The 14,848-nt window shown below is 62.4% G+C and carries 6 protein-coding genes and 1 pseudogene; 2 read left to right on the plus strand and 5 right to left on the minus strand.

What is annotated here, in order from left to right; translation table 11 throughout:
* Nucleotides 1-56 precede the first annotated feature (56 nt).
* Nucleotides 57-2,117 (minus strand): OPT family oligopeptide transporter, encoded by a 2,061-nt coding sequence (locus CFter6_RS13565; protein WP_061540385.1) that lies wholly within the window; start codon nt 2,115-2,117, stop codon nt 57-59.
* Between the two features lie 208 nt (nt 2,118-2,325).
* Between CFter6_RS13565 and CFter6_RS13570 the strand changes: the two genes are divergently transcribed.
* Entirely contained in the window at nt 2,326-2,790 is a 465-nt protein-coding gene (locus CFter6_RS13570; protein ID WP_061540386.1) for a (2Fe-2S)-binding protein, read from the plus strand.
* A pseudogene (locus tag CFter6_RS13575) lies at nt 2,787-5,122 on the plus strand (xanthine dehydrogenase family protein molybdopterin-binding subunit). The gene CFter6_RS13570 and the pseudogene CFter6_RS13575 overlap by 4 nt, the downstream one beginning before the upstream one ends.
* Before the next feature lie 56 nt (nt 5,123-5,178).
* On the opposite strand, the gene CFter6_RS13580 reads toward CFter6_RS13575, so the two are convergent.
* The 4 genes from CFter6_RS13580 to CFter6_RS13595 all read right to left on the minus strand — a co-directional run bounded on the left by CFter6_RS13580 (nt 5,179) and on the right by CFter6_RS13595 (nt 14,847).
* Nucleotides 5,179-6,003 carry a formyltransferase family protein gene (locus CFter6_RS13580; RefSeq protein ID WP_061540387.1) on the minus strand — a complete coding sequence of 275 codons (825 nt, stop codon included), beginning with the start codon at nt 6,001-6,003 and terminating at the stop codon, nt 5,179-5,181.
* An 80-nt stretch (nt 6,004-6,083) separates the two neighbouring features.
* Complete coding sequence (locus tag CFter6_RS13585; protein WP_061540388.1) at nt 6,084-8,297, minus strand: TonB-dependent siderophore receptor; 2,214 nt, start codon at nt 8,295-8,297, stop codon at nt 6,084-6,086.
* 56 nt (nt 8,298-8,353) lie between these two features.
* A complete protein-coding gene (locus CFter6_RS13590; RefSeq protein ID WP_061540389.1) occupies nt 8,354-9,727 on the minus strand; it encodes a lysine N(6)-hydroxylase/L-ornithine N(5)-oxygenase family protein in 1,374 nt (457 codons plus the stop codon).
* A 92-nt stretch (nt 9,728-9,819) separates the two neighbouring features.
* A complete protein-coding gene (locus tag CFter6_RS13595) occupies nt 9,820-14,847 on the minus strand; it encodes a non-ribosomal peptide synthetase (protein WP_061540390.1) in 5,028 nt (1,675 codons plus the stop codon).
* Between the last annotated feature and the right edge of the window lies 1 nt (nt 14,848).

The raw sequence follows: 14,848 nt of genomic DNA on the forward strand, positions 1-14,848 counted from the left end.
ACCGGGTATTCAGCCCGGTCCATTCTTTCAACGGCTACACAGCAGCCAGCGAACGCCTATTGCTGGCGCGCCGTCAGCACACGGCGCGAGAAAACCCAGGCCACAGCTGCAAAGACAATCAGCCCCAGCCACTGCGCAGTGTTTTCAAAGGAAGCGCCAACCAGCGCCAGCGGCGAATCGTTGCCGGTGAAGCCGATGATGGCGGCCAGCAGCACCCCCACCAGGCTTTCGCCGACGATCAGGCCGGACGCCAGCAAGACGCCACGCCGGTTCGGCGCTTCGGCGAATTGCTCGTACGGCACGCCCGCCTTCTGTGCGCGCTTTTTCAGGATGCGTTCGATCACCCAGGCCAGCAAGGTGCCCAGCACCAGGGTCGAAGCTACCGTCGGCGGCAAATAGATGCCGATGCCTACCGCCAGCACCGGCAGGCGCGCGATGCCGCCGCGGCGCCGCAGCACTTCGTCGATGGTCACCAGCACCACACCCAGCCCGAGGCCGATCAGGATCATGTCCCAGTTCAGCTGATGGGTGAAAATCCCGGTCGCGATTGCGGTCATCAGGGTCGCTTGCGGCGCCGACAAGGCGTGCGTCGCATCCATCTCGGCGCGCGGCATAGCGCCGGCAAAACCGTAGGCGTTGTACAGCAGTTCCAGCACCGGCGGAATCACTACCGCACCCACCACACAGCCGATCAACAAGGCCACCTGTTGCCGCCACGGCGTAGCGCCCACCAGCCAGCCGGTTTTCAGATCCTGCAGGTTATCGTTGGAAATGGTGGCCACAGCGATCACCGCCGAGGTGGTGAAGATCGCCAGCGCAATCCCGAGCTTGTTGCCGCTCTCGGTTGCCAGCAAGCCGTCGCCGCTGCCGACCAGCAGGATCAGCAGCGACACCAGCACCACGGCGACGATGCCGACGCCGGAAATCGGGCTGGCGGAAGAACCTATCAGGCCAGCCATGTAACCGCAGGCGGCGGCGATCAGGAAACCGAAGATCACGGCGAACAAGACACTGTAGGCAACCAGTCCCCATACCATGCCGGCCGATAAAGGCGCGGCGCTCAGGAAGCTGGCGAAAGTCGCCACCAGGATAGCCACCAGCACCAGGGTGATGCCGATGATCCAGCTCGGCGCCAGATCCTGTTCGGTGCGCGGAATGTTGATGCGGCCCTTGCCGCCGCGCAAAGCCTGGAACGAGGTCTTGACGCCTTCCATCATCGGCTTGAACAAGGTGATCAGGGTCCAGACCGCCGCCACGCCGATGGTGCCGGCGCCGATGAAGCGCACGTCCTTGCTCCACAGGCCGGTCGCATATTTGGCCAGCGTCACGCCGTCCGGGATGCTGTGCATCGACGTCAATACAGGCACCGCTACGCCCCAGGCGATCAGCAGCCCGATCAGCATCGCCATGCCGGCCACGATGCCGATCAGGTAGCCAGCGCCCAGCAAGGCCAGCGAAAATCCGGCGGACAGGCGCACTACCGCGGGCCCTGCCGCGAACCACAGGTTGATGCCCTCGCCAAGTACCCGGAAACCGGATGAAAACAGGGTCACCGCAGCGGCTGTGAAACCGCCAGCCATGATGTCGACGATGCCGGTTTCAGCCTTGGCGCCGGCTTTGCCGGTGGCGGCGTCGAGCTCGACTTCGGCGCTGCCGACGCGCAGGATTTCTGCCGCCGCCACGCCTTCCGGATAAGGCAGGTCGCTTTGCACCACCATCGCGTGCCGCAGCGGGATCGTGAACATCACGCCCAGCATGCCGCCGGCAGCGCAGATCGCCAGGGTCTGCCAGTACGGGAAGCCCTGCCAGTAACCGATCATCACCAGCCCAGGCAGGATGAAGATAATGGAAGACAAGGTGCCCGCGGCCGAAGCCTGGGTCTGCACCATGTTGTTTTCAAGGATATTGGCGCTCTTGAACATGCGCAGCACGGCCATGGAAATCACGGCGGCCGGGATGGCGGAAGAAAAAGTCAGGCCGACTTTCAGGCCCAGGTAGACGTTGGAGGCCGTGAACACGACCGTAATCAAGGCGCCAAGGATGATGCCTCGCAGCGTCAGCTCAGGCAGCGAAACATTGTCGGGAATGCGACCCACTCTATTCAACAAATCGGACATCGGAACTCCATCACCAAAATTGCAATCTGCCAATTATCCTCGAAACAGTTGCGCCTAATCAAAGAATTTGAGTTAGGTCTACAATGCCCAGGCGCGGTTTATCAAGCCGGATGGTAACAAGCAATCAAGAAGTTATCAATTCGACTATACTGCCTCAGTTTCTCCATCAATAGGTAATCAACCCCAAGTTGGAAAGGTAAAACCCACCATGACAAGCCTGAACATCAACGGCAAGCAGCACGAAGTCGACTTACCGGAAGACACCCCCCTGTTGTGGACCCTGCGCGATCACATCGGCATGACCGGCACCAAATTCGGCTGCGGCATGGCCCTGTGCGGCGCCTGCACCGTGCACCTGGACGGCGCGCCGATCCGCTCCTGCATCACGCCGATCAGCGCCGCCGCCGGCAAGAAAGTCACGACGATTGAAGCCATCGCCGACGACAAGGTCGGCCATGCCGTGCAAGAAGCATGGATTGCGCTGGGCGTACCGCAATGCGGTTACTGCCAGGCCGGCCAGATCATGTCGGCCACGGCCCTGCTGAAAACCACGCCGAAACCGACCGACAAGGAAATCGACGACGCCATGAGCGGCAATATCTGCCGTTGCGGCACTTACACCCGCATCCGTGCGGCGATTAGGCAAGTCGCAGATAAAGGAGTGACAAAATGAGCGCCGCTTTCGATTTCGCAAAAGATAGCGCTAACACCGAAGTCGCTTCCATGAGCCGCCGCACCTGGCTCAAGGGAGTCGGCGCGTTTACCGGACTGGCGCTGACAGTCGGCGTGAACGGACTGGTGATGGCGGCCGACGCTGCCGCTCCGGCAAAAAAATACGGCGGCGCCAACATGCCTGGCGGCACCGTCAACGATCCCCTGATTTTTGTCTCGATAGGCGCCGACGGCATCGTCACCATCATTGCCCACCGCTCCGAAATGGGCCAGGGCATCCGCACCAGCCTGCCGCTGGTGGTGGCCGATGAACTCGACGCCGACTGGGGCCGGGTACGCGTGGTGCAAGCCAACGCCGACGAAAGCCGTTACGGCAACCAGAATACCGACGGTTCGCGCAGCATGCGCCATTTCTTCACGCCGATGCGCCAGGTCGGCGCCACCGCGCGACTGATGCTGGTCTCCGCCGCAGCTGCACGCTGGAACGTGCCGGCAGCGGAAATCACCACCAAGAACCATGAAGTGCTGCACGCCAAGAGCAACCGCAAGCTGGGTTACGGCGAACTGGCAGTCGACGCCGCCAAGCTGCAGGTGCCGGCGCAGGTACAGTTGAAAGATCCGTCGCAATTCCGGTATATCGGCAAGGATGCGTTCGGCAGCGTCGATTTCCGCAACATCGTCACCGGCAATACCCAGTACGGCATCGATACCCGCCTGGAAGGCATGTTGTACGCGGTGGTCGCGCGGCCGCCGGTGTACGGCGGCAAAGTGGCAAGCTTCGATCCTGCAGAAGCCCTGAAGATTCCGGGCGTGGTGAAGGTCATCGAACTCAAGGGCAGCCCGCCCCGGCGAAATTCAATCCGCTCGGCGGCATCGCAGTGATTGCGCGTAATACCTGGGCTGCAATCAAGGGCCGCGAAGCGTTGAAAATCACCTGGGACAACGGTCCGCACGGCGGCTACGATTCGACTGCGTTCAAGACTACCTTGCAAGAAGCCGCGCGCAAGCCGGCCAAAGTAGTGCGCAATAGCGGCGACACCATGGCGGTTCTGGGACAGGCCGGCAAGCGCATCGAAGCCGAATACTATATTCCGCACCTGGCCCACGCCACCATGGAACCGCCAGCCGCCACCGCGCGCACCGCCAACGGCAAATGCGAAGTCTGGGCCTGCGTGCAGGACCCGCAAGCCACGCGCGACACCGTTGCCGACCGCCTAGGCTGGAAGACGGCCGACGTCAAGGTCAACGTCACCCTGCTGGGCGGCGGTTTCGGCCGTAAATCCAAGCCTGACTTCGTGGCCGAAGCAGCGCTGCTGTCGCAAGCCATGGATGGAGTGCCGGTAAAAGTCACCTGGACGCGCGAAGACGATTTGCGCCACGACTACTTCCATACCGTATCGCTGGAACACCTGGAAAGCACGCTGGACGCCAAGGGCAAGCCGCAAGCCTGGCTGCACCGCACAGCGGCTCCGACCATCGCCTCGACCTTCGTCGCCGGCGCCAAGGGCGAACAGCCGGGCGAACTGGGCATGGGTGCGATCAACATCCCGTTCGTGATTCCCAACATCCGCATCGAGGCGCCCGAAGTCGAAGCGCATACCCGCATCGGCTGGTTCCGTTCGGTCTACAACATCCCGCACGCATTTGCCGTGCAGTCGTTCGTGGCGGAACTGGCGGCCGCGGCCAAGCGCGACCATCGGGAATTCCTGCTGGAGCTGATAGGTCCGGCGCGCCAGATCAATCCACAGGAGATGTCGGACACTATCAACTACGGTGAATCGCCGGTCTTGTATCCGCTCGATACCGGCCGCATGCGCGCCGTGGTGGAGCTGGCGACCAAGGAAGCCGGCTGGGGCCGCAAGCTGCCCAAGGGCCATGGCCTTGGCCTGGCCGTCGCGTACAGCTTCATGTCTTATGTGGCAGCGGTGATCGAGGTAGTGGTCGCGGACGACGGCACGATCAGCATTCCGCGGGTCGACATGGCGATCGATTGCGGCCCGCAGATCACGCCGGACCGCATCCGCTCGCAAGTCGAAGGCGCCTGCATCATGGGCCTGAGCCTGGCGCTGACCGGGGAAATCACCTTCAAGAACGGCAGCGCGGAGCAAGGCAACTTCCACGAGTACGAAGTGCTGCGCGCGTTCAGCGCGCCACGCGACCTGCGGGTCCACATGGTGCCGCACAAGTCCAGCGTGTACGATACCATGCCGCTGGGCGGCGTCGGCGAACCAGGCACGCCGCCTATCGCCCCGGCCTTATGCAACGCCATTTTCGCGGCCACCGGAAAACGCATCCGCAACCTGCCGATCCGCGACCAGGCGAAAAAGAGCTGACCGAAGTAATTAGCTGCAGAGAACGGCCATGCGACTCATTGTGCATGGCCGTTTTATTACTGCCGATAGATCTTGGCCAGGCCTTCGTGCAGCGCCGGAAACAGGCTGCGGTTGAAGTTGTTCCAGCGCAGTTCCAGGATCGTGTCTTCCTTGTCGATTTCGGTTTTCAGCACGTCATGGATCACTTCTCCGGAATCGATGCCGTTGTCAACGTAATGAAAGGACGCTCCGGTCATGTAGAGCGGTGTCACCGGCACCGTTTCCATGGTTTGCCAGTTGACTACTTTCTTGCCGCGCGCACCGTGCAATGCATCCAGCGTCGCGTAGGCGCCGCGCCGCTCGTATGGTGAATCCGCACGCGTGACGCCGGGGTGGATATTGACGATCTTCCGCTCGAACAGGCTGCCCGGCCGCACCAGCTCGTCCAGGATAATCAACAAGCCGTCCAGCACGACGATGTCCGCCTTCAGCTCTACCAGGGTATCGAGCAGCTTCTTTTCGAAGGCGCTTTTCCCTGCCGTACGCTCAGGCGCCTGCATGCCAAGCCGCCGGTAAGCTGACGGAATCGCCAGCAGCAGCTCATTTACCGGCTGGCCTTGCACGCTCAGATCCGGAGGATAGAACCAGCGCTTGCCCGGTTCATAAGAGAAACCATACTCCTTCAGCTTTTCGCGGTCGACGGCCGAATCCGCATCGTCGTCGTAGATCACTTTTTCAAGAGAATACATGTCTCCCAGCTCAGTCTGGTTGAGTGCCTCAACCAGGTATTCGAGCACCGATTTCATGTAGCGCGCACCGTTCTTGTACGCGACCTCCTGCCCTGCCCTGTCGGCCGCCGCATTTCTCAGCGACCAGATATAAACGAGTTTTTTCTTTGGCATAGATGTCCTGTCCGTTCGAGTAGTCAATTATCTGCATCGGCCCCGCACTGAAAGATGCCAATCAGCGCAGGGCCGCGTCTTTACCAGTTGTACTTTGCGCTAGCGACCAGCGTGCGCTGGTTACCGTAGAAGCAAGTGTTCTCCGACTGGCAGCCGCTGACGTAGGTACGATTGAACAGGTTCGTCGCATTCAGCGTCAGGCGCCAGTTAGGCAAGTCATAGTGGATGCCGGCGTCAAACACCGTGTAGCTCGGCACATACAGTGAATTGTCGGAAGCCCCGGCAGCGCCGCTCTGGTAACGGATGCCGGCGCCCGCGCCGAATCCGGCCAGCGCACCTGTGCGCCAGGTCCAGTCACCCCACAGCGAGGCCATCTGGCGCGGCCGCGGAATATCGACCGGCCACTTGCCCAGCGACGCATCATTGGCCTTGGTGTTCTTCACATCCTGGTAGACGTAGGCGGAAATGATGGAGAACTCACGCGAGAGATTGCCCACCGCGCTGAACTCGACCCCGCGCGAGCGCACTTCGCCGGTCTGCACCGACAAGCTTCCGGTCGGATCGAGCGGATCCGGCGTCTGCACATTGGTCTGGTAGATCTGGTACAACGCGCCGTTCAGCATCAGGTTCTTGCCGGCCGGCTGCCAGCGCAAGCCCGCTTCGATCTGGCGGCCCTTGCTCGGCGCAGCCAGCCCGCCATTGGCCAGCTTGACGCCGATGATCGGGTTGAACGAAGTTGAATAGCTAACATATGGCGACAAACCGTAATCGCCCAGGTAGACCAGCCCGACGCGGCCGGAGAAGGCATGGTCATCCTGCTGGAAACTGCTGCCGCCGGCGATATCGTTCTGCTTGGTGTTGCTCCAGTCCTGGCGGCCGCCGAAGGTCAGCGCCCAGCGCCGCCATTTGATCTGGTCCTGCGCATACAGGCCGAACATGTTCAGCGTGGTCTTGGTGTAGGTGCGCGGGAAGGCGTCCGGGCCGGTCAGCATATCGTTGGTGATCGGAACATATACCGGGTTGTACATGTTCAGGCTGGTCCCGGTCGTCATCCATTCGCTGTCGGTAGTGCTCTGGCGGTTGTATTCGGCGCCGACCAGCACCGTATGTTCAAACGGGCCGCTGCTGAACTTGGCTTGGGCCTGGTTGTCGATGTCGAAACGGCTGTAGTTGAGCTGGTACAGGCCGGCATAGCGCAACAGCGTCTGCTGCGACGGATCGGCCGGGTCCAGGCCGCCGCCGAACACCTGGCCTTGGTCGAGCGACAGATGCATCAGGCGGGTATTCTGGCGGAAGGTCCAGACCGGATCGAACTTGTGCTCGAACTGGTAACCTGCCGACCATTGCTTCTTGCGGTAGTGCGAGAAAGTCGGGTCGCCGGTGTACAGGTTTTCGGAAATCTTGCCATTCGGGTTGGGCAGGATAGTGCCCTGCGCCGGCAGGAAATTGTTGGAAGCATCGCCCCAGTCCTGCAGGTAAGTCACGGCGGCGGTGAGCGAAGTACTAGCGTCCGGCTGCCAGCGGATCGATGGCGAGAATGCAACCCGTTGCTCGGCGTGCGGCCCCGTCAGCGAATTGCCGTCGCGGCCGAGGCCGACGAAACGGTACGACAGCGTGCCGTCCTTGTCTATCTTGTCACCGATGTCGACTGCAACCTGTTTCCTGGCATAGTCGCCCAGCTGCACCTGCAGTTCGCGGATGCGCTCGCCATTTGCCAGCTTGCTCTGGACGTCGACGATAGCGCCGGGATCGCCCTGGCCGTACAGCACTGAAGTCGGGCCGCGCAGCACGCTGATGCTGTCGATCATGTAAGGATCGACGCGCCAACTGGCCAGATTCAGCGTGCTTGGCACCTGCAGGCCGTTGACGAATACGCTGGGCGTAAAGCCGCGCAGCACGGAGTACCAGTCGGAACGCACTTCCGACCCATACGACGAAAAGCCCGGAATATAGCGCAGCGCATCGTTGATGCTGGCCGCGCCGGTCTGCTCGATCTGGGCCGCGGTGACGACATTGATCGTCTGCGGGATCTCGTTGAGCGGCGTATCGGTTTTTGTGCCGCTCGCGCTGCGCCGCGCCACCAGGCCGACGGCGCCGTCATCGTCCGCTCCTGCATTGACATTGATGACGGGTAGCGTGCTGTCCGTCTTGCCCTCTGCCTTGCCGTTCTTCTGCGCGTCGTTTGCCGGCTGTGCCGCCTGCTGAGCGTGTGCATAACCAACTGCCGTTGCCTCCAACAACATACTTGCGGCAACGACGATTGCACGCCGACGCGTACCTGTTATCCATTCCATCTTCTACTACTCCCATTTGCAATGCGGTTTGTATTTGAAACTGCGCCGCTTCTTTATCAAAGGGCAGAGGCTATCCGGCCGCCGCCCACTCCGTTTTTCTGTTGATCCACTGCCGGACTGAACGTCCGTTCCTGCTTTGCTCCCTGCACCAGCGATGCGGTGATTTCATCCGAGCGCAATGCCAGCACCGACAGCAGCGTATCGGACAAGCCATGGCTGTCCTCGCAGCAGCCTTGCAGGTAGATGCGCGGCTTGAAGTGCGAAGGCGTGGCAAGCTGGTAGTCGCGCCCAACGTTGCCCTGCGCCAGCGCGTCGCCGAGATACGGCGTCAGCCCGTCCAGCAATCCAATGTGGTTGGCGCGGCCGTAGCCGGTTGCCAGCACCAGTGCATCGAACCGTTCGGCGCAGGCGTGGCCGCTCAAGCGGTCGCGCAGGGTCAGTTCTACCTGGCCGTTGCTGTTGCGCACGGCGGCTTCGATCGCCGTGTTCGCCAGCAGGCGATGGCGCGGTTCGGCCGCCACATTCTGCAGGTACAGCATTTCGTAGATCTGTTCGATCAGAGAACGGTCGACCACGGCATAATTGGTGTCGCGGAAACGGTCGATCAGCGAGCGCCGCACGTCTTTCGCCTGCGCATAGACAATGTCGGTGTACGCCGGGCTGAAAATCTCGTTGACAAACGGGCTGTCGTCGGCCGGCTTCAGCGCGCTGGAGCGTATCACCATGCTGACATCGACGCCGGGATAGCGACGCGTCAGGTCGACGAATACTTCGGCCGCGCTCTGCCCCGCTCCGATCACCGCGATGCGCTTGCGCGGGCCGTTCTGCGGAGCGCCGACCACACGGTCGATGGAGGTCAGGTAATTCGAGGTATGGATCACATTGTGCGGGCCGAGCGCGGTAAACATTTCGGGAATCCTTGCCGAACCGCCGATGCCTACCGACAGCGCATGCGTCACGCGCTGCCATTCGCGGCCTGCCTCATCGCGTGAGAATACGCGCAGGGCATTGACCTGGCCGCTGTTGTCAGTCGCCGCCACCGGTTCGATCCCGACCACGGTCTCGCCGTAATGCACGCGTTCATCAAAAGCCTGGGCTACCCAGTTCAGGTAATCGTGGAATTCGACCCGGGTCGGATAAAAGCTTTTCAGGTTGACGAAATCGGGCAGGCGGCCGCGTTCGAACAGGTAGTTGATGAACGTGAAGCGGCTCTTCGGATCGCGCAATGTGACGAGATCCTTCAGGAAGGAAATCTGCATTCGGCAATCGTCCAGCAGCATGCCGCGGTGCCAGCCGAATTCCGGCTGCCGCTCGACAAAACAATGGTTCAGGTGCGATGCCCCGGCCTCTTCGGCAAGGCGCACGGCAAGCGCAAGATTAGACGGCCCGAAGCCGACGCCAATCAGATCAAAAACACTATCTCGTTGCATGTCTAAGTTCCTTATCAGTTTTACCCGACACGCCAGGCGCATCGATTGAAAAAAATTCCTGGGCAATTGCGCCGCATCCGGAAAATCGGGATTCAGCCTGCATCGCGCAGTTCCATCGCAACCGGGGACCGGGCTGCCAAACGAGCACCCAGAACCGAAAAATACGGAGCGGCAAATACCTCGACGATCGTCAGCGGGTACCCAGCTGCCCGCGCCGCATCGACGAAACGCACGATATCGAATGAAGTGGCGCCGGCCTCGAACAAATTGGCCTCAAACGATGGTGGGCTTTCGTCGAACAGGCTGTCCCAGATGCCTTGCAGCGCAAGGGCGAATTGCCCGGCTTCTGTATGTAGTTCGTTGATTTGAGCTGTCTTTACCGCTGCCATCTGTACCGGCGCCGGACGGTGGGCATCGGAGAAACCTGGCTGGACTGTGCCCAGTTCCACATGCGGCGCATCGACGAACTGGCGAACCACCTCCAGGTATGCCTTCGCAAGCGTCTCGGCAAACACGCCATCGACCAGCTCGTTGGCGTATGAGAAGGCGCCGGTCACGCGGCCATCCGCATGCTCGACAATGTCCAGCTCCAGCTCGAACACCACGCGGTGGCGGACATCGTTGAATTCACTGAGCGCAAGCCCGGCCCAATCGTGTCCGGCGGCGCCGGCAGGACGCATATAGTTGAACATCACCTGGAACAGGGGATTGCCGATCGCTTCACGAGGCATGCGCAAAGCGGCAACCACATCGGAGAACGGCGTGTCTGCGTGGGCATAGGCGGCCAGCGCGGCGTCACGCACCGTAGCCAGGACCGTTGCGGGTGAATCCTTGGCGGCGAGCCGGGTACGCACCACTACCGCGTTGATGAACAGTCCCAGCGCCAGGCGCGCAGCGTCGCCCGTCAGTTCGCGCGTCGACGCCAGCACACCGACCGGCTGGTCAGCCGCGCCGGTCGCACGATAAAACGCAACGTTCAGCGCCGCATGCAGCAGCATGGGCAGCGTCGCATGGTTCTCAAGCGCCATTGCACGTGCGCCTTGGACCAGGACTGTATCCAGCTCGAAGGCAATCCGGCTCGCTGCCCAGCGTGGCGCGGCGACGCGTCCCGCTGCCGGCGGCGGCATGATGGTGGCTGGCGCATCGCCGAGGACATCGCGCCAGAACGCCAAGCGTGCTCGCGGCGCTGCGATCGGCAGCAGCGGCAGCGCCGGCAACGGTGCAGGCATCACTCGCGCCGGCGCAGAACCGGAAACCAGCGCTACGTAAGTCGTGCGGACATCGTCGAACCACAGTTCAATCGACTGCCCGTCCGACACGATGTGATGGACTACCAGGGAAAGTACATGGTCGTCATGCGCCAGGCGTAATAACCGCACGCGCCACAACGGTCCTTCGCCAAGCAGGTCGAATGGTGTGAGCGCATCTTCGTCAGTCAAGGCGACCGCACGGCTTGCGGCCGTCGAGGCGTCGCCAGCCAGGTCGACCGTCGGCAACGCAACTTGCCAATGCGGATCGATACGCTGGCCCGGCAAGCCGCCGGTCCGCCCAACCAGCCTGGTGCGCAGCGCCGGGTGACGTGCCGCGGCCAGAGAAAATGCCTGACGCAAAGCTTCGGCATCGAGCGGGCCGTTCAGGCGCATTGCAATCGGGATGTTGTAAGCAGCGTTGTCCGGCTGCGTCCGCCACAAGAACCACAGGCCGAGTTGCGCAGCCGACAGCGGCAGCAAGCCGTCGGCATCCGCGCCGGCAACGACAGCCGCAGCATGGGAATCGTCTTCAGGCATCGTTTCCGTGCGGACCGAGGCCAGCACGCGCTGCGCATATTGCGCCAGGGTCGGCGCTTCAAACAGCGCACGCACCGGCACATCGTGGCCGAGCCGCTCAGCCACCCGCGTCGCCACGCGCACCGCAGCCAGCGAATGGCCGCCCAGCTCGAAGAAATGATCGGCGCGGCCGACCCGTTCGACACCCAGTATCTCGCGCCATATTTGCGCCAACGCAGTCTCTACGCCAGCGGTGGGCGACTCGTACAGGCGCTCTACCCGTTTTGGCTCTGGCAATGCGCCGCGGTCGACCTTGCTGTTGGTATTGCGCGGCAAGGCGTCGAGCACAATAATGTGCGCCGGCACCATGTAGTCGGGCAGCGTATGACGCAGATGGGCATCCAGCTCGGCCGCGTCCGCCGGCATCCGGCGCTTGCGCGCCTCGGCGCTCAGCTCGACATAAGCCACCAGCGCAGCCTGCGCCCCCTTGCCGTGCACGATGGCCACGGCTTCGCGCACATCCTCATGCGCAGCCAGTTGGGCCTCGATCTCGCCCAGCTCGATACGCAGGCCGCGCAGCTTCACCTGGTGGTCAACCCGCCCGATGAAATCGAATACGCCGTCGGCGCGCCTTTTGACCAGGTCGCCCGTGCTGTAGAGCCGCGCACCGGGCGCGCCGAACGGGTCCGGCACAAAACGTTCGGCGGTAAGTGCAGGCCGGTCGAGATAACCGCGCGCCACTCCCACCCCTTCCCCGCCCAGGAACAGCTCGCCGATCACGCCGACCGGCAAGGGGTTCAGTCGCGCATCCAGCACATGCGCGGTGCGCGCGCCGACCAGGGTGCCGATCGGCAGGTAGGCGCTGTCCGCCAGCCCGCCGATATCGTCATGCGGATAGAACATCCACAGCATCGGCGTGATGACGGTTTCGGTAGGACCATAACCATTGACGATGCGCACTTTCGGGAAAGCCCGGCGCATCAGTGCGAACGCCTCGCGCGAGGTCGCTTCGCCGCCTACAGTCAGCGAACGCAAGGCAGGCGGCGCACCGTGCGCCAGCGCCCATTCGGCCAGCTGCGCGGCGCAGCCAGGCGGCACGTAGGTCATGGTGACGCCCTCGCGCACCATCATCTTGCAGGTCAGCGCCGGCGGCCAGAGCGTGTCGGCGGTCACCGCCACGGCGGCGCCCGACATGTACTGGGAAAACCAGCCCTCGTGCGCACCGTCGAAATTGACCGACTGGAACAACAGGAACACATCGTCTTCGCAAGCGCCATAGCGTTCGGCAATTGCCGCGCAATGGCGGCTGAAAGAGCCATGGTCGACCACCACGCCCTTCGGTTTTCCGGTCGAGCCGGAGGTGTAGATCACATAGGCAGCCTGGGTCGGTGCAACGGCTGGCAGCACTACCGACGCAACTGCGGCGTCATCCGCCTCGCTTGTTTGTTCGCTAATTTTTTCGTTTATCAGCCATATGCGCAGCGAATCCGATACCGGCAGCGCCGGCAGGCTTTGATCCTCGGTAATCACATGCGTAATCTGCGCGTCTCCGAGGATCTGCGCCAGGCGTTCCCGTGGATGGGCCGGATCAAGCGGCACAAAGGCGCCGCCCGATTTCAGCACCGCGATCAAGCCAACCAGCAGGTCGACCGAACGGCTGAGCGCGACCCCGACCCGCATCTCGGCGCTGACGCCGGCCGCAACCAGGCGCTGCGCCAGCCGTGCCGCGCGCGCATCGACTTCGCCGCGCGTGAGCGAACGCTCGACATCGGCGACGCCGCGTGCATCCGGCCGGATCCGGGCATGCTCGGCGATATATTCATGTACAGCCTTGAACGCCAGCGGTTGATATGGCTGCTGGCAATTCCAGGCATCTAGCTGCGCCCGCTCGGCTTGCGGCAGCCATTGCAAATCGCAGACCGCCGTTTCAGGCACGGCTGTCGCGCTTGACAACAATGCGACGAAACGTTCCGCAAGCCGCTCCACGGCATCGGCGTCAAACAGGTCGAGCGCATAAGTGAAGCCGGCATCGATCCCGCCGTCTTCGCTTTCCTCGAAACCTAGCGTCAAGTCGAATTTCGCGAACGGCGCGCCGGACGGCAGCATGGTGATGGATACATCGGCAAGCGACGGCAAATGCCGGCGCGCACCGTAGGCAGCCATCACCTGGAACAGCGGGTTATGGCTGGCGCTGCGAACTACGCCAAGCGCTTCGACCACCTGTTCAAACGGCACCTCTTGGTGCGACTGGGCGTCAATCAGGTTGCGCTGGACCTGCTCCACCAGCGTCGCGAACGATTGCGTGCGGCCAATGCGCGTGGCAAGCGTCAATGTATTGACAAAAAAACCAATCAGTCCCACTGTTTCGCCACGTTCGCGGTTTGCCGACGGCACCCCGACCTGGATCTGCGACTCGCCGCAGGCGCGCGCCAGCAGCGCATTGAGCGCCGCCAGCAACACTGCGAACGGCGTCGCCCGCTGCGCATTGGCCAAGGCGCGCGCATGCTGCGCCAGTTGTGCGTCGATCCTGAACAGATGACGCGCACCCCGCGCACTGCGCTGCGCCGGCCGTGGCGCGGCGCCTGGCAACACCAGCACGCTGTCGGCCAGCTGGCCGCGCCAGAACGCAAGCTGCGATTCGCGTTCGCCGGCATCAAGCCAGCGGCGCTGCCATAACGCATAGTCGGCGTACTGGATCGGCAATGGCGCCAGCGAGACCGTCTCTTTCATTGCATATGAACGATAAAACGACCCTAGTTCGGCCAGCATCACATCGACCGACCAGCCGTCAGCCACGATGTGATGCAGCGTGATCGCCAGCCAGTGCGTATTTGCATCCAGGCGTATCAGATAGGCCCGCATCAGCGGTCCATGGGTCAAGTCGAACGGTTGCGATTCATCCTTGCGCGCGATTTCCTCTGCACGTGCCATGCGCTCAGAAGCAGGAACATCGCTCAAGTCAACGCTGTGCCATGGGCAGCGCAGCGGCGCATGCACCGTCTGCTGCACGCCATCCGCGCTTTCCGCGAAGGTGGTGCGCAGGGCTTCATGGCGCGTAATCAATGCATCGCAGGACAGGCGCAAGGCGTGGGCATCGAGCGTACCGTCAAGCTGCAGCCGCTCCGTAATATGATAGGCCGCCGGTTCGTCGATCATGCGCGCATGCAGCCACAGGCGCATCTGCGCAAATGAGGCTGGCACACTTGCCGCGCGTTCGGCGCGCGGCGGAATCGGCAGCAGGCGGAAATCGATACCCGCTGCACCCAGCTTTTGCAGAAACAGCTTGCGCTGTGCGTCCGGCAATTGCGCAAAACGGGCGGCAAGAGAAAGCAGGTCAGGTTTTGCAGTTGTCATC

Origin of the sequence: Collimonas fungivorans, assembly GCF_001584145.1 — a bacterium.
Taxonomy (GTDB): Bacteria; Pseudomonadota; Gammaproteobacteria; order Burkholderiales; family Burkholderiaceae_D; genus Collimonas; species Collimonas fungivorans.